At 42.9% G+C, this 22,094-nt stretch carries 18 protein-coding genes and 1 tRNA gene; 6 read left to right on the forward strand and 13 right to left on the reverse strand.

Annotated elements, in window-relative coordinates; translation table 11 throughout:
- Positions 1 to 201 precede the first annotated feature (201 nt).
- The 10 genes from QZV86_RS05635 to QZV86_RS05680 all read right to left on the reverse strand — a co-directional run bounded on the left by QZV86_RS05635 (position 202) and on the right by QZV86_RS05680 (position 12,103).
- On the reverse strand, positions 202 to 2,154 hold the full coding sequence (locus QZV86_RS05635; RefSeq protein WP_295624879.1) for an amylosucrase: 1,953 nt from the start codon (positions 2,152 to 2,154) through the stop codon (positions 202 to 204).
- A 20-nt stretch (positions 2,155 to 2,174) separates the two neighbouring features.
- Positions 2,175 to 4,334 carry an HAD-IIB family hydrolase gene (locus QZV86_RS05640; RefSeq protein ID WP_295624881.1) on the reverse strand — a complete coding sequence of 720 codons (2,160 nt, stop codon included), beginning with the start codon at positions 4,332 to 4,334 and terminating at the stop codon, positions 2,175 to 2,177.
- A 2-nt stretch (positions 4,335 to 4,336) separates the two neighbouring features.
- Positions 4,337 to 5,251, reverse strand: a complete 915-nt coding sequence (locus QZV86_RS05645; protein ID WP_295624883.1) for a carbohydrate kinase — start codon at positions 5,249 to 5,251, stop codon at positions 4,337 to 4,339.
- Positions 5,252 to 5,723: 472 nt separating this feature from the next.
- Positions 5,724 to 5,800: transfer RNA gene (locus QZV86_RS05650), tRNA-Arg, on the reverse strand.
- A gap of 139 nt (positions 5,801 to 5,939) precedes the next feature.
- Positions 5,940 to 7,223 carry an HlyC/CorC family transporter gene (locus QZV86_RS05655; RefSeq protein WP_295624940.1) on the reverse strand — a complete coding sequence of 428 codons (1,284 nt, stop codon included), beginning with the start codon at positions 7,221 to 7,223 and terminating at the stop codon, positions 5,940 to 5,942.
- 189 nt (positions 7,224 to 7,412) lie between these two features.
- Positions 7,413 to 8,168, reverse strand: a complete 756-nt coding sequence (zapD, locus tag QZV86_RS05660; protein WP_295624885.1) for a cell division protein ZapD — start codon at positions 8,166 to 8,168, stop codon at positions 7,413 to 7,415.
- Positions 8,169 to 8,289: 121 nt separating this feature from the next.
- On the reverse strand, positions 8,290 to 8,886 hold the full coding sequence (gene coaE / locus QZV86_RS05665) for a dephospho-CoA kinase (protein ID WP_295624886.1): 597 nt from the start codon (positions 8,884 to 8,886) through the stop codon (positions 8,290 to 8,292).
- 3 nt (positions 8,887 to 8,889) lie between these two features.
- The gene (locus QZV86_RS05670) at positions 8,890 to 9,750 is read right to left on the reverse strand and encodes an A24 family peptidase (protein ID WP_295624887.1); all 861 of its coding nucleotides are present in this window, start codon (positions 9,748 to 9,750) and stop codon (positions 8,890 to 8,892) included.
- A 36-nt stretch (positions 9,751 to 9,786) separates the two neighbouring features.
- Positions 9,787 to 11,010, reverse strand: a complete 1,224-nt coding sequence (locus QZV86_RS05675; RefSeq protein ID WP_295624889.1) for a type II secretion system F family protein — start codon at positions 11,008 to 11,010, stop codon at positions 9,787 to 9,789.
- 196 nt (positions 11,011 to 11,206) lie between these two features.
- Positions 11,207 to 12,103, reverse strand: coding sequence for an SDR family oxidoreductase (locus tag QZV86_RS05680; RefSeq protein ID WP_295624891.1), 897 nt, complete (start codon positions 12,101 to 12,103; stop codon positions 11,207 to 11,209).
- Between the two features lie 47 nt (positions 12,104 to 12,150).
- On the opposite strand from QZV86_RS05680, the gene QZV86_RS05685 reads away from it, so the two are divergent.
- A complete protein-coding gene (locus tag QZV86_RS05685; protein WP_295624893.1) occupies positions 12,151 to 13,212 on the forward strand; it encodes a CDP-6-deoxy-delta-3,4-glucoseen reductase in 1,062 nt (353 codons plus the stop codon).
- A gap of 128 nt (positions 13,213 to 13,340) precedes the next feature.
- On the opposite strand, the gene QZV86_RS05690 is transcribed toward QZV86_RS05685, so the two are convergent.
- From QZV86_RS05690 to hemC, 3 genes are all read right to left on the reverse strand, one after another.
- A complete protein-coding gene (locus tag QZV86_RS05690; protein WP_295624895.1) occupies positions 13,341 to 14,477 on the reverse strand; it encodes a heme biosynthesis HemY N-terminal domain-containing protein in 1,137 nt (378 codons plus the stop codon).
- 150 nt (positions 14,478 to 14,627) lie between these two features.
- Complete coding sequence (locus tag QZV86_RS05695) at positions 14,628 to 15,413, reverse strand: uroporphyrinogen-III synthase (protein WP_295624897.1); 786 nt, start codon at positions 15,411 to 15,413, stop codon at positions 14,628 to 14,630.
- On the reverse strand, positions 15,410 to 16,366 hold the full coding sequence (gene hemC / locus QZV86_RS05700; protein WP_295624900.1) for a hydroxymethylbilane synthase: 957 nt from the start codon (positions 16,364 to 16,366) through the stop codon (positions 15,410 to 15,412). Before hemC ends, QZV86_RS05695 begins: the two co-directional genes overlap by 4 nt.
- 122 nt (positions 16,367 to 16,488) lie before the next feature.
- Between hemC and ppc the strand changes: the two genes are divergently transcribed.
- From ppc to QZV86_RS05725, 5 genes are read left to right on the forward strand one after another with little or no spacing between them, the layout of a single operon-like run.
- Positions 16,489 to 19,287 carry a phosphoenolpyruvate carboxylase gene (ppc, locus tag QZV86_RS05705; protein ID WP_295624902.1) on the forward strand — a complete coding sequence of 933 codons (2,799 nt, stop codon included), beginning with the start codon at positions 16,489 to 16,491 and terminating at the stop codon, positions 19,285 to 19,287.
- Between the two features lie 58 nt (positions 19,288 to 19,345).
- Complete coding sequence (locus tag QZV86_RS05710; RefSeq protein WP_295624942.1) at positions 19,346 to 20,644, forward strand: pitrilysin family protein; 1,299 nt, start codon at positions 19,346 to 19,348, stop codon at positions 20,642 to 20,644.
- A gap of 13 nt (positions 20,645 to 20,657) precedes the next feature.
- Positions 20,658 to 21,212, forward strand: a complete 555-nt coding sequence (gene rsmD, locus QZV86_RS05715; RefSeq protein ID WP_295624904.1) for a 16S rRNA (guanine(966)-N(2))-methyltransferase RsmD — start codon at positions 20,658 to 20,660, stop codon at positions 21,210 to 21,212.
- Positions 21,205 to 21,684, forward strand: a complete 480-nt coding sequence (coaD, locus tag QZV86_RS05720; RefSeq protein WP_295624906.1) for a pantetheine-phosphate adenylyltransferase — start codon at positions 21,205 to 21,207, stop codon at positions 21,682 to 21,684. Before rsmD ends, coaD begins: the two co-directional genes overlap by 8 nt.
- A 14-nt stretch (positions 21,685 to 21,698) precedes the next feature.
- Complete coding sequence (locus QZV86_RS05725; RefSeq protein ID WP_295624908.1) at positions 21,699 to 21,950, forward strand: YfhL family 4Fe-4S dicluster ferredoxin; 252 nt, start codon at positions 21,699 to 21,701, stop codon at positions 21,948 to 21,950.
- Positions 21,951 to 22,094 lie beyond the last annotated feature (144 nt).

Raw genomic sequence — 22,094 nt, forward strand, 5'->3', positions numbered from 1 at the left:
AGATTATTTGTGCCTAACATCAATTGCTTGCTGTTATTTCAGGATCGACTAATTATCTCCAGGAAACTTTTACTTGAAGCTAAATTATGATTAGAGCAAACCTCGGTTCTCAATGAATCAATGTAATTTGGAATCACCAGGCTCGAGGGATATCGTTTCCCGCTACTCGCGAGTTGCAAAAATCTGATTGCATACTTTCCTCTATGTTTGCAACCAATAGAAAGACCGTGCAGGGCAAATTAAGCTCTCATCTGTCACATGCAAGGTTTCTCCGCTTACTAAATCTCTGATTAACTCGTGCTGAAAGAAACCCATGTGTTGGAGTGGAGATAGCTTTAAGGGTTGCGGTTCATCATCAAAGTTTCCAACCACCAGAACTCGCGGGCTGTTATTAATTTGATCGAATCGTGAAAACACAAAAAGATGGGGATTATCTACGTTCAATAATTCGCGATTATTTCTATCTGCAAAAGCTGGTACTTCCTTGCGCACAGCAATCATTTTCTTTACCGCGCAAAAAATGTTGTATTCGACTGTTCCTGGCTGTGTTCTTAACATTGCTCTGTTCCAGTCCATTTTGGGACGGTGTGCCCAACGATTATCCGTGCTCTTTGATTCATCATTAAGATAAGAATCATCATTAAGCGTTCCAATGGCATCTCCATAATAAAGCATCGGAATTCCACCAAACGAAAGGATCATTCCGTGCAACAGGAGAATAATCTTAATAGCCATATTCGTAGCATTAACGTCATTACTCTCCAGCGCGTGCTTAAGTCCGGCGAGTGAGGCGAGTGATCCCGAAATACGTGCATCACCTGTCTCCAAATTTCTTCCAAAAGCAAGCCCGGCTGCCAGAGATCCTTCAAAATTTCCAGTAAAATAATCAATTAAAAAGCGTCTATGCGACAACGGCTCATATCCAGCCAAGGCTATATCCGCATCGCTGAAGCCCAAGCCAATATCATCATGGCTGCGTGCGTAATTGAGCCAAGTTGCTCGTTCAAGCTTCTGAGGAATATTCTGTATGCCAATATTAAGCAGCATGGTTCTTTTTGTCGCCACAGCGTCCCATAGCAGCGCCATATAAGTAGCATTGTAGGCAATCTCGCACTCTTTCGCATTGATAGCATCTTCGCCAAAATACTTAATAATCTCCGTTGGCGAGACAATAGCTTCTGCAATAAACAGCACGCCTGGGGCAGTAACTTGGCAACAATCTTTCATTAGCTGCAAAATCAGATGCGCTTCACGCTCATTCTGGCAAGAACTACCTATTTTTTTCCAGAGAAATGCTACTGCATCAAGCCGTAAAATATCGGCGCCACGATTGGCCCAAAACAAAAGAATGTCGAGCATCTCTATGAGCACCGCCGGATTCTGATAATTTAAATCCAACTGATAGTGATTAAATACAGTCATCACCCATTTACCCATCTTTTCATCCCAAGTAAAGTTGCCCGGCGCAGTTTCCGGGAATACTTCCGGCATTGACTCTTCATAGATATCAGGGATTGATCTATCATCAAAGGTAAAGTAGTAATCCTGATAGGTTTTATCACCTTCACGCGCTTTCTCAGCCCATTCATGCTGATCAGAAGTATGATTAACCACCACATCCAGCACTAATAACATGTCGCGCTTTTTCATGCTATCAACTAGTTTATCAAAATCCTTAAAGGTGCCGAATCGACTATCAATCTTGCGATAATCTCTAACAGCATAGCCGCCATCACTCTTGCCTTCAGGGCAATCACAAATAGGCATAATGTGTACCAAGTTAACGCCTAATTCCTGCAAATAACTTAATCTTGGCAACATACCTTGCAAATTGTCAGCATATCCATCGCAATACAGTGCCATACCCACCCATTTTTGGCTTAAAAACCAATTGTGATCTTTTTCACGCTCCAAGTCTGTTTTCTTGAGATGGCTGGGCCTAGTAGCATATTGGCGCATAAGTGTTTCTACCAGATTCCGCATCTGTTCTTTGAAATCAGGCCGATTTCCGTAAAGCGTATTGAATAGCGAATAAATCGCATAGAAATTTGCACCTAATCGCGTATAAAAGAGTTGCAGATTCTGCGGCTTTGATTTTTGCCTCAACTCAACCAAAATATCATTAAGCAATGAATGCGAAATCTGTTCATACATGATTTATATACCTAGAATTATCAGCTATCCGTAGACCGCCAGCCATAGTGTGCCAGCCCTTCAAGAATGCCATCCGCCTGATGGCCCTGAGCAAAATATATTCGTTCCATACCGCGCAGCCGCTCAAGTTCCGTGCCATAGTTGCCAACCACTATACCCAGCGTATCACCAAGCAACATTTCCTTATCGTTACCTGAATCACCCGCGACCAGAAAATTTTCCAGAGGCAATCCCCACTTGTAAGCCAAATAGCGGATAGCATGCCCTTTGGAAGCACGTACCGGCAACACATCCAGAAATTCCTCATGCGAATATATAAGCCGCGCATGCAAATGATGTTCCTGCAGTAGCTGGCAAAGATCATGCAAAGATGGCATCTGCTCTGACGCCACGTTATAACTCAGCTTAAATTTACGTTGATTCTCGACAGGTTGAAGTGTCAACCCAGGAATGTCGGACAATACTTGCTCCAGCGCCTCCCGCCGCCACAAGTGCGCAATACGATTCGCCCAGCCAATATCCGGTTGAAGCTTATAACTATAATTAATTTCACTGCCGACTGAGGTGATTAATACATTGGGGATTGGAACCCGCGCATTTTTGAGTACGTTTACCGCGCTTTCCAGAGAGCGTCCGGTCGCAATACCAAACACTATCGATCCTGTATGATTTTTCAACCAGGCGACTAGTTGCAACAATCCATTTTTATTGCCTATCAAGGTGTTGTCTATATCGCTGATCAGTGCTTTACGCGCCAACGGCATGGGCGATTTACCATCTTGCATGGTAAACGCAATCTGCCGACGCATACGTTTGCGATCGCGGCGCAGTAACTTGCGCACCTCTTTCACATACTTACTGACGTGAGCGTCCCAACTATAATGGCGGCGTGTGCCTGCAACGCCATTCTTTGCCCACAATCGCCATTGCTGTTTATCCGATAGCACGCTATCAAGCGCAGAAGCAATAGCGGCTGGATCAAGAGGATTTACCAGTAACCCGTTACAGCAATTGGTCACAATGTCCTGAGGTCCACCATCTTCCGTGGCCACAAAGGGTAGGCCGCTAGCGGCTGCTTCAATCAGGGTCAAACCGAAAGGTTCGGTTAATGCTGGATTGACAAATACGCCGCGACGACGTGCAGCAAGGCGATATAACTCTGGAATGTCTTCGGCGCTGTGATGCTTGGGTATTGCAACCTTACCCCATATGTCATAGTGATCAATGTCCAGCAACAGTTCCTTCAGTACTTTTTGTGATGCTTCATCGAGTTCGCGTATATCGTCACGATTGCCTGCGACGATGACTAGATTGGCCTTCTCTTGTAATGCTGGATTACTTCCGTAAGCATTGATCAATCCTTTCAGATTTTTATGAATAGCAGGGCGACAGATTGCAAGTATCATCGGCTTGGCAAAATCAGAAAGAAATTTATCCACCATATGAACGACATTAGAGTTGATTTTCCTACGTCCCGGTGGTGAGAAACGAGCGATATCAGTGCCTGGAGGGATCACCACAAAACGGCCACTTGCGTTATTGTGATACATACCGTACTGCTCAGTAACTTCCTGTCGAGTGCTAGTGATCACCATCGCAACGTTAACCAACAAATCCTCTTCTATCGCGATGCGGCGCTCAAAATTGAATTGACGTTCAATAGTTTGTTTCTTGCGGCCACTCGCCAGCAAGTGTAATAGTTTGGGACGTCCTAATGAGTGACCCGTGTGTACCTGAGGTATGCCAAGTAGCTGCGATAGCTGTTGACCTACGTATCCGGCATCCGCGTAATGTGTATGAATCAGATCCGGCAATCGGCCTTGTTGACGCAAAAAATGCAGACTGCGATCCGCCAGCTGATCAAGATGAGGCCACAGCAATTCCTTGCGTACATAGTGCGATGGGCCGAAAGGCAAGCGCAGAATACGCGCGCCATCACCGATTTCTTCGACGGGCTGGGAATAATCTGGCGACAGCGCGGGATCTTCGATCAACCGCGTCAATAAATCCACTTGTCCGACCTCGCGATGGCGAGCCAATGCACGCATCAGCTCCACCACATAGGTGATTTGCCCACCCGTGTCGGCATCACGCCCCAACTCCATATTATTTCCTCTGATCAATCCATGCGTACTGATCATCAAAATATACAAGGTATTTTCATTATTGATCGAGTCCATCGTTATGTCTTCCAATCTGCAATAAACGACTCATAAAAATCAGAAGAATCAGGAATAGCTCCCCGTATTTCGCACAAAGCAGCGGCAAAAGCATTTGCACGCGATAAGGTAAGCATGATAGGCCACCCACGCAACAACCCAAGTATATACACAGAAGCAAAACCATCCCCAGCACCGACTGTATCCACCACAGCGCGCGGAGACACCAATCCACCTATATTTGTCACTTTACTATCTTTGCCGAGTTGCCAGGCACCTTCTTCACCACAGGTGACCAGCATGCTATCCAAGTTAAAATGTTTTATCAGCGCGGCTGCTTTTTGTACTCGATTTATGCCAGGTAGTCGGAAAAGTGGCACCAATACATCCAGTTCCTCCTGATTTATCTTAACCAAGTCTGCATGTATTAAAGAATGTTTTATGGTATGCATGTCATACCAAGGTTGACGTAAATTGATATCCAGTAGGCGTGGCGCCTTGTTACTGTTAAGCAATGTTACCAGAGCATGAGCGGATATTGAGTTGCGCTGAGCCAAGGTACCAAAGTAAATTAATTGCGGGCATATGGTCGAAGAAATCCTATCCGCCATACCTGCATGGATGAAGTCATAAGCCTGTTCTGGCAAAATTTCAAAGCGATGTCCACGTTCTTCCAGGTGAACCATTACTTGCCCGGTCGGATGTAAATTATCACGCTGTATGCCACAATCGTCCATATTGGCATCTTTGATCTGAGCAAGTAGTTCACAACCCAGTTCGTCACTTCCGATGCGCGATATTAATACCGGATGCAGCCCAAATGCTTGCAAGTGACGTGCAACATTAAACGGAGCGCCTCCAAACACTTTTCGGTCATCGAATATGTCTACCAGAACTTCTCCGAACAATATTATCGTTTCTGATTTAATAGATGCCATGGATACCAACTACTCTTTTGGTTTAATTACATAGCGAAATCTTGAGGCTCACTTCAGAGCAAGATAATTCATGATGCAGCTGTCTCGGACAATACAGTTTTGAGTTCGCTAAAAAATAGCTATTACTTATTTGGTTAGAAATTAGCATCTTATAGGGCACAGAAATTGCCAAAGAACATCTTTTACACCTTACCATACCCAATACATAAATAGGAAGTCATCAATCGATCGATTGGTCGATCAATAATTACCATGATTACCAGATTCAAAAAGTGAGTCTAATCTCACCAGAGTAATCCTGTATTCAGTTGATTCCATGACCAAATTTCAATGCCACATAGCCTATCAAAACCAAGCTTGAGGCCAGTTTTAGTTTAAATAAAAATTGCCAATTAAAATTAAGCAGTGAAATAACTAACAGCACATTTGCGCTTGGAAGCAAATATTTATGTTAGCAGTTTTTGACGGATTTTGGCGCGCCCAACACGATTCGAACGTGCGACCCCCGCCTTCGGAGGGCGGTACTCTATCCAGCTGAGCTATGGGCGCTCTGATAAACAACAAACTAGTTAAATGTTTGCCGAGCGACAGAATAACTGCTTTTATTATTCCCGTCCAACCGGGATTGTCCAGAGTGTGTCTATCCTGTTGTAGTAATGACGCTAAATAACGTATCTTTCCAGTCTGATCACTCAGATTGCTTTGTTTCGGCTTCAGCAAAAGTGGGAAAAATTTTAACAGTTTTTACAGTTCGATTTTTGGTTTGAATAACTTCCATTGGATAACCGGCAATATTGAGACCAGTGCCCGCCTCGGGAATATCCTCAAAATATTCTAAAATTAATCCATTTAGAGTTTTCGGCCCATCTAGCGGAAATTGAAAATCAAGTTTGCGATTTAATTCTCGCAGCAATGTTCTTCCTTCGACAAGGATACTGCCATCTTCCTGCTTCAAAAAAATGCTGGTTTGGGTGGGTGCTTGAGTAGTAAATTCACCAATAATTTCTTCAATAATATCTTCCAGTGTAACCAATCCCATCCACTCCCCATATTCATCAACGACCAATCCAACCCTTTTCTGGTTTTCCTGAAATAGCTGCAGTTGCGAAAATAATGAGGTGCCAGAAGGAATAAAATAAGGTTTACGCATGACTTTCTCCAATGTAGACGCCGTGATTTTTCCTCCTTGCATCTGATTCAAAACCTTACGCACATGCACAAGACCAACTATGTTATCCATACGCTCACGGTAAATTGGCAGACGGGTGTGGTGACAAGTTAGCAATTGTGCGTGAATAAACTCATCATCGGCATTGAGATCAATTGCCTCGACTTGATTTCGTGGAACAATAACATCGTCAACCGTGATTTCTTCAAGATCAAATAGATTTAACAGCATGCTTTGGTGCTTATGCTGTATGAAATGCCCTCCTTCCAACACCAGCATCTTAAGTTCTTCCGTACTTATTTTTTGCTCAAGTTCTACATTCTCGGGCTTCAACCGAAATAGGATTAATAATCCACTCACAAACAAATTGACAAACCACACAATGGGGTAACAAATAATCAACAGGGGTGTCAGCACATAACTTGCTGCTAAGGCGATGCGCTCAGGATAAGCAGCAGCAATCACTTTCGGAGTGATTTCACTAAACACGAGAATGGCAAAGGTTACCGCTATTGTTCCCATAAGCAACGCAAACTCATCTTGCACAAAAAGTGTGGCAACAATGACTGCCACCAGCGTAGCAGAAGCAGTATTCAGCAAGTTGTTTCCGAGTAATATGACACCCAATAGCCGATCTGTTTTTTCAAGTAATTTTACCGTTAATCGGGCACCACGGTGGCCTTGCTTGGCTAGATGCCTTAATCGATAGCGGTTAATTGCCATCATACTGGTTTCAGATAACGAGAAAAAACCTGACACAATCAACAGGATCGCCAATGCAATCAGCATGATGTGCAACGGCATATCTTCCAAGAAGCACCTCTACTTGAAGTAATGAATTGACAGTAAATTTAAACAAACTTTCGTTATTCTGAATTTAAACGAGTGTTTGTCAATAAGAAAACAATCAGTTGAGAAAATTAATAATCGTATCGCATCAGATGGTAGTTCCAGCGCTATTATTCTCTTAAATTCAAAAATTTTTAACAGGAACTAAAGATTGCAGAAGGTTATTTCAAATCTCACGTCGCCTTCATAAACTCTATTTTTTTGCACTGATTGTGCCGAAATAAAACGAATGTTTAGTGCATATTTGTTGGCGCTGATTTCGGGTACACAGGGGAGCTGATCGCTTATGTTAAGTCTTAGCATGTGCGCCGAGTATTCTGAGCCATTATGCTGAAAAACACCTTGATTCGCAACAACCCTCAGAGTTCTTCCACTCTTTCGTAATAGTAGCAAGACAATTTTGAATGCGTTGCGTATAGGTTGAAATGGAGACAACCATTCATTAAGATCTTCATGCCGATGCACAGGATCTAAATTGAGCCAATAATGATAGAATGGCAAGTCAAACACACAACAACCGCCAGGTATTCCAACTCGCTGTTTAATCGCCATCAGCCATTCATTTCCACGCAGGTGTTCGCCAACTTTTCCGGGAGAATCCAGCATTTCCCTGAAAGTGACTTTTATGTCATTTAGGACACCATCAAGCACCTCTTCAGAAACATCTGGATTTTTTCGTAGCATTTCGAGTATCAGTTTTTGCCGTTCCAATTCTTGCAATAAATCTGATTTAATATCTGCACGATTGGTGATCTCTAGAACCTCAAATAAAGCCATGAGCGAAGTATGATGTTCAGAAGCACTCTCTTTAGTTGAAAAAAAATCAATTCTATTAAACAGGTCTTCAAGTCGCAGGAGGGTGCGTATACGCTCATTAAGCGGGTGCTCATAACAAATCACAATAACTATGCGTCCACAACAAGGATTAGAAACATTAGGTCTTGCCCGAGAAGGATTATTTCACAAAAGAAGCAAGTTTCCCAGTTAAATTCTTGATCATTATGTTGCAACATAATGTTTATTATGACAAAGAAAGATATTTCCTGTGTAGCTGAACTACCTGTGCTTTCAGATATAGAAGATCTTGACTGTTGTCGATCACATCATCCGCTTTTTGTAAGCGATTCTTTCGTGATACCTGTGTTGCAATGATCGCTTTTACTTGATGTTCAGTCAGCTTGCTACGTTCCATCGTACGTAATATTTGTTGTTGCTCTTCACAATCAACAACCAAACTGCACTGAACTAATTTGTCGTAATCATTCGTTTCAAATAAAAGCGGGATGACGACTATGATATAGGATGATCGAGTTCTTTTGACTTGCTGCAAAGTTTCGGCAAGAATGAGTGGATGAAGAATCTTTTCCAATGTAACCCTATAATTACTATTAGAAAAAATCAGGTCCCTCATCTTTTTCCTATCCAGAGAACCATCTGCAGCTATCATGGTTTCTCCAAAAGAGTTTTTAATTGAGCTCATTGCCAGACCGTGAGGCTCAGTTAGCATCTTAGCAATTACGTCAGTATCAATAACATCAATACCCAAATCCACAAAACATTGACTAACACTTGATTTTCCACAGCCAATTCCTCCAGTTAGTCCTACAATAAAGGTCATTAATTAGAATAATCCAAGGTAGGCATGATTAAGCTTTTCTCCCCAGAATAATGCGATAAGCGCTCCGCCAACTAGATAAGGACCAAATGGAATAGGAATATTCTTATTCAGTTTTGCTGCGGTGATCAACCCAACACCTACGGTGGTAGCAACCAGTGAAGAGAAAAGCATAACCAGCGGTAGCATACCCCAGCCCAACCAGGCACCAATTGCGGATAGTAATTTAAAATCACCAAATCCTATCCCTTCTTTCCCGGTTACCAATTTAAAACACCAATAAATTGACCACAAGGAAAAATAGCCTACTGCGGCGCCAATAACTGCTGATTGAATATCGGTAAAGCCATTATTAATATTAACCAATAACCCCAGCCATAATAACGGCAAAGTTATATCATCCGGCAATAGTTTTGTATTGAGATCAATCATCGCCAAGGTAATGAGCGCCCATACAAAAATCAATGCCGCGATCGTTGTCAAACCGTATCCAAAATGCCAGGCAACTATGCCGCTCATTAAGGCTGTTAAAGCTTCTACGATAGGGTAACGAGAAGAAATATGCACGTTGCACTGAGAGCAACGACCACGTAAAAATAGATAGCTAACTACTGGAATGTTTTCCCATAGACTCAGCTTATGTCCGCAATGAATACAAGCTGAGCGCGGGGTAACAAGATTAAATGTTGGCAATGTTTTGTTTGCTTGACCCTGTAACTCTGCACATTGCTGCAGCCAATTTCTTTTAAGCATCTCGGGCAGTCGATAAATCACGACATTCAGAAAGCTACCTATCATTAAACCAAGAAGCGCGATCAAGGAGATAAAAAAAGTAGGAGAATCTTGCAGCATGGTGAGTAAGGTCATGGTTATTTTGTATAAATTGAAATACCTAAGATAGTGCTAACTAACAACCATGCCCATCTTAAAGATAGGCAAATACATTGCGACTACCATGCCACCAATAAGTGTTCCAAGAACAACCATGATCATAGGCTCCATTAAGCTTGAAAGTGCGGCAACAGCATCGTCAACCTCCGCTTCATAGAAGTCGGCTATTTTACCAAGCATAGAATCCAGCGACCCTGCTTCTTCACCAATAGCTACCATTTGAATAACCATGTTGGGAAATACATTGCTGTTAGCCATAGATGACATTAAGCTATTACCCGTGCTAACTTCAAGCTGTATATTCTTTGTGGCTTCATAATAGATATAATTTCCAGCAGCACCTGCGACGGAATCTAATGATTCTACCAAAGGAACGCCCGCTGCAAACATCGTTGAAAGTGTGCGCGACCAACGTGCAATAGTAGCTTTACGAATTACTTCTCCGAAAACAGGAATCTTAAGTGCAACACGATCAATAAATCGCTGCATAGGAATAGATCTTTTCCAGGCATAAAAGAAAGCATAAACTCCCCCCCACACAATCCCAAAGATTGCCCACCAATAGGCGACAAAGAAATCTGAGATCGTCATTACAAAGAGTGTTGGAGCGGGCAAATCGGCACCGAAGCCCTCAAACAAATCTTTAAAAGCCGGGATCACAAAAATCATTATTATCGCTGTAATGACAAATGCAACTACAATAATTGAAATTGGATAAAAAAGAGCTGATTTAATCTTTCCCTTGATAGCTTGAATCTTTTCTTTATAAGTAGCCAGGCGATCTAGAATAGTATCAAGAATACCCGCGGCCTCGCCTGCACCAACAAGATTACAATATAACGCATCGAAATAAAGTGGATATTTGCGAAATGCATCCGTCAAGTTACTACCAGTTTCAACATCAGCTTTAATATCCATCAACAACTTACTCAAGGCCCTGTTACTATGGCCTCTCCCTATAATTTCAAACGCCTGTAGTAGTGGCACACCCGACTTCATCATGGTTGCCAGTTGACGCGTAAATAACGTTATGTCTTTCTCAATAATTCTGCCATTGGATCGCATTTTTTCTATTTTTGTAACCTTGATGCCCTGGCGGCGTAGGGTGGAAGTTACAACCACAGTTCCTGCGGCGCGCATTTCACCTTTTAGTTGCTTTCCAGACTTATCCTTTCCTTCCCAAGAATAATTAATTTCTTTTATTTTTTTCTCAGCGCTTGCGGTTATGGTTGCCATAATCAGTTCCTTTAAAACTCAATATATTCTTGATAGCTAAGTATTCTTAACCAGAGTTACAAAAATTCTAATTTTGTTCTTTCTTGACAACAAGATCAGAAAATTGTTTTTAAATTGTGCGAATTTAACGGCATTGATTGATTATTACTTAGCGCAAACTAAAAATTTGACGATTAATGCCAGACTGAGCGTTGATTTACTGATTAGTGATCAATGCGGCTTTAACACCTTCATGGACTGTCGGATAGAGCAAGCTAACGTGTAATTCTTTTTTTATTCTGACGTTTCTAAGTCGCCTGGATTCTTTCATAAAAGATAGCATACTGGGTGTTATTTGTTCTTGAGCTTGATTCCGAGTAATACGAGGAGGATGTGGTAAAGCAAAATAATCAGCAACTAAGTCAAAATACTCGCCCATTTTGAGATGAGAATCGTCGCAAGCGTGATAAATTCTATTTGTTTTGGCAAACCGTATAGCAGCAAAAATAATCTGAGCAAGGTCATCTGCATGTATGTGATTGGTATAGCTATCTTCCACGTCCAATAATGCGGGATGGCCATTCCGCAGACGTTGCAAAGGTAATCTACTAGCTGCATAGATCCCAGGTACGCGCACTATACACGTTGGAATATGATTACGTTTTCCCCAGCTACGTATTTGCCTTTCAGCAAAAACACGTCGTATAGCTCGATCATTTTCAGGATGAACAGGATGAGTTTCATCAATTAAATCCCCATGGCAATTACCATAAACCCCGCTGGTACTGATATAGATAAGCCGTTGTGGTAAAATCATCGAATTGATTTTCGTTTGTTTTGTTAGAGCAGACAATAAATGCAACGTTCTTGTGTCGCGTTTCCCATGATTGGGTGGAGGAGCCAAGTGTAATACCAAATGTGCTATTCCCGCGAGCTTCTTAAGACTTTTTGGGCAATCTAAATTACCGTAAATTGGAATAATGCCATTTGCGCGTAACAGATCAGCACGGTCTACGTTACGATATAAACCGAGGATATGGTAACGTGTTTTCAACAGGGGCACTGTCCGCAAAGCAACATCGCCGCAGCCGATAATTAACAGTTTTTTTTTCATACAATCTATTCCATTTCCAAATAATATTATTATTTATCTGCTACTCAATGTCGTACCAAATCCTTATTCAGTCCAGTGGACATATATTAACAGTAAAGCCGGGAGAAACCATTCTTGACGCGGCTCAACGAGAAGGATTCTCACTACCTTACGGCTGTCGTAACGGTTCCTGCGGAATTTGTAAAGGAAAAATCATACGGGGATCGGTGAACTACGGTCGTCATAATGAAGAAGCCTTGACTCAAGAAGAAAAAAGAGCTGGTAACGCGTTGTTCTGCTGCGCTTCTCCATTGACCGACTTGATCATCGAATGCCAGGAAATCAACGCAATTAAAGATATCGAAATAAAGACCTTGCCTTGTCGCGTACAGAAGCTGGATCTTGTCGCTCCCGATGTCATGGTTATTTCATTAAAACTTCCTGCCAAGCAGCGGCTACAATTTTTGCCAGGTCAATATATCGACATCTTGCTCAAAGATGGAAAGCGTCGGAGCTTTTCTTTGGCAAACGCGCCTCATAATGATGAGTTTCTGCAATTACATGTACGCAATTACCCTGGGGGTGCATTCACAGAATATGTTTTTAACCAAATGAGAGTTAAAGATATTGTTCGATTTATCGGACCACTTGGATCGTTCTTTCTGCGCGATGTACCCGAACGTACTGCAATTATTTTTCTAGCGAGTGGAACAGGATTTGCACCAGTAAAAAGTATTCTTGAACACGTTTTATATCAAGAAAAAAACCGAAGCAGCAAAAGAAAAATGGTTCTTTACTGGGGCGCACGTACAAAAGCCGATTTATATTTAGCTGAATTAGCTGACAGTTGGCAGCAAAAATATGAAAACTTCACCTTTGTGCCTGTATTATCCGAACCTCTGTCAGCTGATAACTGGAAAGGAAAAATAGGATTAGTTCATGAGGCCGTGATGCAGGATTTCGAGAATCTGGAAAAATATCAAGTGTACGCCTGCGGCGTCCCTGCTATGATAAAAGCAGCGTACCATGACTTTACCCTTTATTGTAAGCTACCTAAAAATGCTTTTTTCTCAGATGTATTCACACCCTCGACAAGCAATCCCTCAATAACTCAAGAATCTGAGTTATGAGGTTAAAACGAAACGAATTTAAGTGCTTTTCAACACACTTCCACCTGCTCTTGCCTTTGTAGCCCCCACTGGAACATTCCCCAACGGCTAAGTTAATAGGTCGTTGGGGAATAGATCGAGTCCTTTATTTAATGATTCATAGCTAATTCATGTTTACCCAGCTTCTCGTTTAGTTGTGCTAATGCAAAATGTGCTTTATAACTTGGTTCAACCGATAAGCTAGCTTCTAAATAATTTTGCGCTTTACCCCAAAGCTCACAATGAGTGCAGAGTTTACCAAGCGTCAACAACAATTGTGCATTGTTAGGTCGTGATTTCAGCCAAACTTCTGCGCACTCAATCTGCCTATTGACATGAGAGCCCAAGCATTCCGCATAAAGTTCAATTAAGTTACTATCCCATGTGATCGGAACATTTTGTTCAATAATCCGATTTGCTGCTGCGCAGTCTCCTAGAGAACTGTAGGCACGCACTGCAGCTGCACAAAGTTTACTATCCATCTTTTCCATCGGCGATATGTGCAACCAATACTGATTCAAGGACTGCAAATCGGTTGCTTTGCTTCTAATATTTTCTATTTGCGCATCGTGTCTTAACTGCTTTATGTGTGTTTTATTAGCCGATTGACGTTTCGCCAGTACTTCAGTTAACTCCAATACTGCATCCCAATTTCCACCCTGTTGCTGAGCCTCCAGCTCCAGTTGCAACACCGCAGTAGGTTGCAACCCTCCTTCTGAATACAATAACTGTAAGGTTTTAAGTGCATCCTGATAATGTCCATCATCTAACTGGAACTTAGCTTTGGTGGCAAGGCACAAAGATTTTTCACTCGGCGCTTGATTAAGAGCATCATTTAAATATTGATCTCGCGCTGTATCTTGATCAAGTTTGTGTGCTGAACGAGCTGCAATGACAGCGCTAATTGTTTTGATAGTTTCTGAATTTGCTAACTTTAATGCAGTGGCGGTATTTTTTTGTGCTTTAACAAAATCACCTTCAAAGTAGGCTTTTAGTCCGGATAGCAGCATCTCATCTGTTTTTTTGTGGCGGTGCCTTTTGCTGAATCCAAATACCCCCAGGATGAATCGTACTAGCAAATAGAAAACTATAAAAGCCACGATCACAACAATAATAAACTGATCGAGCGGTAGCTCTAATTGATAGGGCGGCATCACCAGTGAAGCTTGCCCAGTGATGTTTTTAGCAGCAAGTGTAACAGCTACAGCAGCAGTGAATAGTGCTATTAGCCAGACTATCAGTTTCATATATTCTCCCCATTGCATTAGAGTCGATCATTATTAATTTATATCACGGATTACAAATACACACCCACCACCCGGTGAGTACAATTGATGCGCGACTATTTATACTTTATATTCTGGGCCCCTTTCCTTATATTTCATTCAAAACAGAAGCTATCTTTCCATTGTCTGAAAGTATATATGTAAACCTTTCAGTAAACCTTCATCTCCAGCGCATGCTACTTTTACGATTTTTTCCAACCCTAATTCTTTGGCCACTTGAGCTATGCGCTCATGGGCTGTAAAAACCGGAGTCACTTTGAGTAATTGTTGGCCAAGCCTGCCTATTATGTCAAATAAATTATGCAATCCCTCACTGCTCGTAATGATTACTCCGTGTATTTCCCCTTGTGACCAGGCGGCAAGCAAAGGTGCGCTATCAATATCTGGTTTTCTGCGTAGATAGCATTCGGCATATTCGATATACGCACCGCGTTGTACAAGTGTGTCACCCAATAGCGTCCGCCCGCCATTACCACGAAAAATTACAACACGTTTGCCGCCCATATTCTGTAATTCCCTCGATTTAAGTAGCTCCTCACTATCAAAGCGTTCGATTGGGATAAGAACCTCGTTGACGCCATACTTTCTTAATGTATCCGCAGTGCTTTTCCCTACAGCAGCTATTTTTAAGTGGGAAGGGAACACGCGCTGCTTGGCAATTAAATCCATACTTTTGGTAACAGCATTAGGACTGACAAATACCGCCCAATCAAACTCATCCAAGCGTTTGATTAGATCGATCAGTGGGGTAATATTCGCGACATCAGCGATTTCCAATACTGGAAGCAGAATCGGATTGCCACCGCTAGCATGAATACCTTCTGCAAGAAGAGTAGCTTGATGTATTGGACGAGTGACCAGTATATTAATCCCAGCTAATTGTTTAATGGCAGTCAATTCCAGCCTTCGGCAGACACCAAAGCAGCCAGAATTTTATCTGCACCTTGCTTAATTAGCTTTTGCGCCAATTGCTGCCCCATTGCAACACCCGTTTCCGGCTCGCCATCTAATGCTCCGCTCACGATACGTTTACCATCAGGTTGCGCAACAAATCCACGAAGTTGAAGTTTGTTATTGTTAATTTCAGCAAAAGCTCCTAATGGCACCTGACAGCTGCCTCCCAATACACGACTCACCGAACGCTCAGCTTCGACACAATAAGCAGTTTCCTGGTGGTGTAATGGCTGCATAAGCTTAACCAAATCTAGACGATCCGCTCTGCATTCGATCCCCAAAGCACCTTGTCCAACCGCAGGCAAGCTTTGTTCAGGATTGAGTAATGCTGTAATGCGATTAGAAAGTTCAAGCCGTTTTAAACCGGCGGCAGCCAGAATAATCGCTGCATACTGATCTTCATCGAGTTTGCGTAACCGGGTTTGAACATTGCCTCGCAATGGTTGCACTTGAAGTTGCGGAAAATGTGCACGCAATTGGCTTTCACGTCGCAAGCTTGACGTGCCAACGACACTACCCGCAGGTAACACATCCAAACTCGCATAGTGATTGGAAACAAACGCATCGCGCGGATCTTCTCGCTTAGTTATCGCAGCTAGCTTGAATCCTGCCGGAACATTCATAGGCATGTCTTTCATGGAATGCACTGCGATATCAGCGCGACCATCTTCCAGAGCTTGTTCAAGTTCCTTAATAAATAAGCCTTTTCCGCCAATTTTAGATAATGATTGATCCAGTATCTGATCACCGCGTGTTGTCATACCAAGTATGCTGATTTCAGTTTGCGGGTATAATTCACTTAAGCATTTTTGAATGAACTTGGCTTGCCACATAGCAAGCAAGCTTTCTCGTGAAGCAATGACAATTTTCTTGGGAAATAAAAATGAATTAGGCATTAATAATTAAATGAAAAAATTACAAAAAATTCTTACTGGCGATCATTTTAGCATGGCCAGCCCTGACTTGGCGTATCGCGAATGGTCGCTGGTTTCATTTTTTATAGCGGATGTAGAACGTAATGAATGATGTTGATTCAGAGAACTATGAAGAAGTTAATAAGTTAGCAAATGATAAAGACTTACCATTGCGCGAGGACATTCGGTTTCTTGGACGCATTTTGGGCGATACGGTACGTGAGCAAGAAGGAGATAACGCCTTCGAATTAGTGGAAAATATACGCCAAATAGCAATTCGTTTTCATCGCGAGCAGGATCCCACTGCAAGGCATGAATTGGAAGCGATACTCAAGCAATTAAGCGATAGAGACTCATTGCCAGTTGTTCGAGCCTTTAGTTATTTCTCACTGCTCTCCAATATTGCAGAGGATGTGCATCATAACCGGCGGCGGCGGGCTCACCTACGCGCCGGTTCAACGCCACAGGCGGGGAGTGTGACATTAGCGCTAGAGCGTGTATTGGAAAGCAGTAGTAATGCACGAACAGTCCTTGCTGATTTTTTCAAGAAAGCGATTGTTTCTCCAGTCCTGACCGCACACCCAACCGAAGTACAGCGCAGAAGCATATTAGATTGTCAATTAGCCATTGAGCGCTTACTAAGAGAACGAGCATGGACTGAGTTAACTCCGAATGAGTTACGTCATAATGAAGAAAATCAGCGCGCTACAGTTCAAATTTTGTGGCAAACACGCATGTTGCGCCCGACTCGTTTGTCCGTCTATGATGAGATTGAAAATGGTTTAGCGTATTACAGTTATACATTCTTAAGTGAAATCCCATATATCTACGCAAAAATGGAAGATTTGCTCGAGCGTCGGCTGGTCAACGACATTCCATTGGTGACTTCGTTTCTGCGAATTGGAAGCTGGATTGGCGGCGATCGCGATGGCAATCCTTTTGTCACACACGAGGTCATGTTGCGCGCTGTGGAACGTCAATCAGCGGTGGCACTGGAATATTATATTGATGCCGCGCAAAAAATCGGTCGCTCCATGAGCTTGACCGAACGCTTGGTAGAGATCAGTGACGAAGTTAAAAATTTACTTGCCACCGCCCCGGATATCCCTAACCGGTCTGATGAACCTTATCGGCGCATTTTTCTGAGCATAGGCGCTCGTTTGGTCGCCACTGCAAAAAAATTTGGGCATCAAGTTTTGCAGCTAAGCACGGAAGAAACCAAAGAGCCTTACGTCGATAGTGCTGAATTTATGCACGATCTCGAGACAATCATTCAATCCCTGGAACGGCATAAATCTTCTTGGGTAGCTCGTGGCGAATTACGTAATTTGCGGCGAGCCGCAGATGTATTCGGTTTTCATCTTGCGCCTCTGGATATGCGGCAGCACAGCAAAATCCATGAAGGAGTAGTAAACGAATTATTTGAATACTACACCGGTCACAAGGATTATTTGCAACTGAGTGAGAAAGAACGAATCGATTGGTTATTGTTGGAAATCAACCGATTACATCCATTATTGACTATTCCCTCGGAGTTTTCGGAAACGACGCAATCCGAATTACACATCTTGCAGTGCGCGGCTGAGATTCATCGGCGTTTCGGACGCGCAGCAATGCCGAATTATATTATCTCCATGACCACTGGGGTAATCAATATACTGGAAGTAGCATACTTGTTACGTCAAGTCGATTTGCTGCAAACTGGAGAATCCCCCCAGTTGCATCTCAATATTATCCCATTGTTTGAAACAATTTCTGATTTGCAAAGTTGCGGTGAAATTATGGATCAATTATTTTCACTACCCTATTATCGCAAGCTGTTAAGTTCAGTAGGCAGTGTACAGGAAGTCATGTTGGGGTATTCCGATAGCAATAAAGATGGTGGATTTATCGCTTCGAATTGGGAGATTTACAAGGCAGAAATTGCACTGACCAAGGTCTTTGCTAAACATCAGATTGGATTACGTCTATTCCATGGTCGTGGCGGCACTGTGGGGCGTGGCGGTGGGCCGAGTTATCAGAGCATCTTGGCACAGCCTCCCGGTAGTGTGAATGGTCAGATACGTGTAACCGAACAGGGTGAAGTCATCAGCAGCAAATATGCAGAACCTGAGATTGGGCGTCGCAACCTTGAAACTTTAGTGGCCGCGACAATGGAAGCAACTTTACTAGGCCATGACTCGATCGGCAAAAATGCAGATCGGTATTATCCCGCGATGAGTAAACTCGCAGAGATTTCTTTTGCAGCTTATCAAGATTTAGTGTTCGGAACTCCGGGATTCAAGCAATTTTTTCTGGAATCAACACCTATTCGGGAAATGGCAGGTTTGCACATAGGCAGTCGACCACCCTCGCGCAGAAATTCCGATGACATTGAAGATTTACGTGCGATTCCATGGGTATTCAGCTGGAGTCAGAGTCGGATGATGCTGCCAGGCTGGTATGGTTTCGGCCACGCAGTGGAAACATTTGTGAGCCAACAAGATCAAAATGACCAAGGGCTCGCTTTATTGCAAGAAATGTACCAAAAATGGCCCTTTATGCAAACGCTGTTGTCGAATATGGATATGGTACTGGCTAAGACAGACATGGGTATTGCCTCACGCTACGCTGAATTGGTAGACGATGTTGTACTGCGTAAGCAGATTTTTGAACGCATCCGAGAAGAGCGCGTGAGAAGTGAAAAGTGGCTATTTGCGATCACTGGTAATGTCGAGTTACTGCAAGATAATCCGACATTAGCACGCAGTATCCGCAATAGAATTCCTTATATCGATCCGCTCAATCACTTACAAGTAGAATTGCTTCGTCGCTACCGATCTGGCGAAGATAGTGAAGAAGTTAAACGTTCTATCCATCTCACCATCAACGGTGTAACAGCAGGATTACGCAATAGTGGTTAATTGCAAATTTTATAACATGCTTGCTCTGATGAGCGTACTGCAGGAGGTTTTGGTGCCCATGAAACAATTCTTCTTTTTTATACTGCTTGGCCTTTATTCCCCGTGGGCATTAGCTTCGCTACCAATCCAATTTTGGCAGGCTTCTTCTGGGGCACAAGTATATTTCGTGGAGAATCATGATCTACCGATACTGGATGTGAGTGTCGAATTTGCGGCAGGTAGCAGTATGGATATCCCGAGTCAATCAGGTCGCGCCAACCTGGTGCAGCATCTGCTCAGCCTGGGTGCAGGCGGCTTGTCTGAAGATCAAATCGCCACTGCATTAGCCGATGTGGGAGCGCAAACCAGAAGTCATTTTGATCGGGATCGTGCCGGCATTGTTTTACGTACCTTGAGTAGTGAACTAGAGCGCAAACAAGCGCTGGATGTATTTTCCCGTATTATTCAATCCCCGGAATTCCCGCAAGCTATCTTGTCGAGGGAAAAAGCAAGAATTATTTCAAGTATAAGAGAATCAAGCACTAAACCGGATTATATCGCCGAACGCGAATTAATGAAGATGCTATACGGCAATCATCCCTATGGATTCAATGAGCGGGGTGAAATTGAGACGCTCGATAAATTACAACGCGAGGATCTACTCACTTTTTATCGCTCCCATTATGTGGCAGAAGGTGCTGTGATAGCAATTATCGGTGATGTAACTCGACTTGAAGCAGCAGCAATTGCAGAAAAATTGACTGCAAGCTTACCTTCGACAGGGCAATCAAAGGACGTTCCGCAAGTCATACTTCCGAAGGCAGAAATAAAAAGGCTACCCCACCCCGCCGCACAAAGTCACATCCAACTGGCTTACCCAGGATTGCGCCGGAATGATCCCGACTATTTTTCCCTGCTGGTTGGAAATCATATCCTAGGAGGCGGAGGGTTTGTTTCACGCCTGATGGAAGAAGTACGACAACGACGTGGTTTAGCTTATAGCGTTTACAGTTTTTTTGCACCATATAAAGAGCAAGGGCCGTTTCAAATTGGCTTGCAAACTAAAAAAGAGCAATCCGAGGAAGCATTTGCTTTAACCCAAAAAATACTTAAAGATTTTGTATTGAATGGCCCAACGGAAAAAGAAGTAGTAGCAGCCAAACAAAATATTATCGGTGGTTTTCCACTGCGGATTGACAGTAATAGCAAAATATTAGGTTTTCTATCCGTAATCGGTTTTTATCAATTGCCACTTACTTATCTGACAGATTATCTGGAAGCCGTTGAAGCAGTAACTACCGAGCAAATTCAGCAAGCATTTCAGCGGCGAATCCAGCCCAATGGCATGGTAGCCGTCATTGCCGGAGCGATTGAGTAAAAAAATTTGCTGTATGACGCTAATTCAGGGAAAAATCCGCATCATCGGTGGTCAATGGCGCAGCCGTTTGCTGACTTTTCCGGAACATCCTGATTTAAGACCCACTTCCGATAGAATACGTGAGACAGTTTTTAATTGGCTAGAGCAGGACTTAAGTGGTCTGCATTGCCTCGATCTGTTTGCTGGTAGTGGCGCGTTAGGTTTCGAGGCTGCGTCACGTGGCGCAGCACAAGTAGTTATGGTTGATAATGATGCACGAGTATATAAAGCACTGAAAGAAAACAAAGAGAAATTACAAGCAATGCAGGTTGAACTGCTCCTAATGAATGCGCTAAATTTTATGAAATCTGATGCACGTAAATTTGATGTTATTTTTCTTGATCCACCCTATCGTCTTGATTTACTACCCGGATTAATGCCGCTGTTGCCATCGCATCTTGAACAAGGTGGACTGGTTTATTCTGAATCCAGAGGCATATGGAATTTGGATCAACAATGGAAAATACGTCGCAGCGCTAAGGCGGGAACTGTTCGTTATCAACTACTGGAGTTGGCGCATTATGGATAGGGCGATTTATCCCGGTACGTTTGATCCAATAACCCGGGGGCATGAAGATTTAGTTAGACGTGCTTCACGTTTATTTGACCAGGTTGTTATTGCAGTCGCCGTAAGTAGCGGCAAGAAACCTTTTTTCACCTTAGAAGAAAGAGTGGAGATGGCACAGGAGGTTCTGTCGGATTGTTCTAATGTCAAAGTTATTGCATTTTCTGGCTTACTGATGAATTTTTTGCAGCAACAAAGGTCACGAATAATTGTGCGCGGGTTGCGTGCTGCTTCAGATTTCGAATATGAATTCCAAATGGCCGGAATGAATCGTGGGTTATATCCTGATGTGGAAACTTTATTCATGACGCCCTCAGACCAATATATGTTTGTTTCTGCAACCATCGTGCGTGAAATCGCATCGCTTGGCGGAAATGCTGATACGTTTGTACACCCACTGGTCGCAAAAAAACTGCGCGAGAAATTAACCCAATAATCTTGAGAATATAAATGGCACTAATTATTACCGATGAATGTATCAACTGTGATGTTTGCGAACCCGAGTGCCCCAATGGCGCGATTTCGCAAGGTGAAGAAATTTACCAAATTGATTCCAGCCTGTGTACAGAATGCGTCGGACACTACAGCGAGCCTCAATGTATAGAGGTCTGCCCGGTAGATTGCATTACAACCAACCCCGCTATCGTAGAAAGCAAAGAACAGCTTCACGCAAAATATCTGGCACTTATTTCTGCAAAATGAGGATCCTAGATTCATTCTCTCAAATAAAATTATACCTTTCCTGAGAAATCAGACAATTTTCTCCGCTTAATCCTCAGTGCAATAAGAGTAATTTTCGTTTAATCTTTGCTTCGCAAGCCTGGATCATCACCTTAATGACTCAAG

Source organism: uncultured Nitrosomonas sp. (assembly GCF_902826915.1).
Taxonomy (GTDB): domain Bacteria; phylum Pseudomonadota; class Gammaproteobacteria; order Burkholderiales; family Nitrosomonadaceae; genus Nitrosomonas.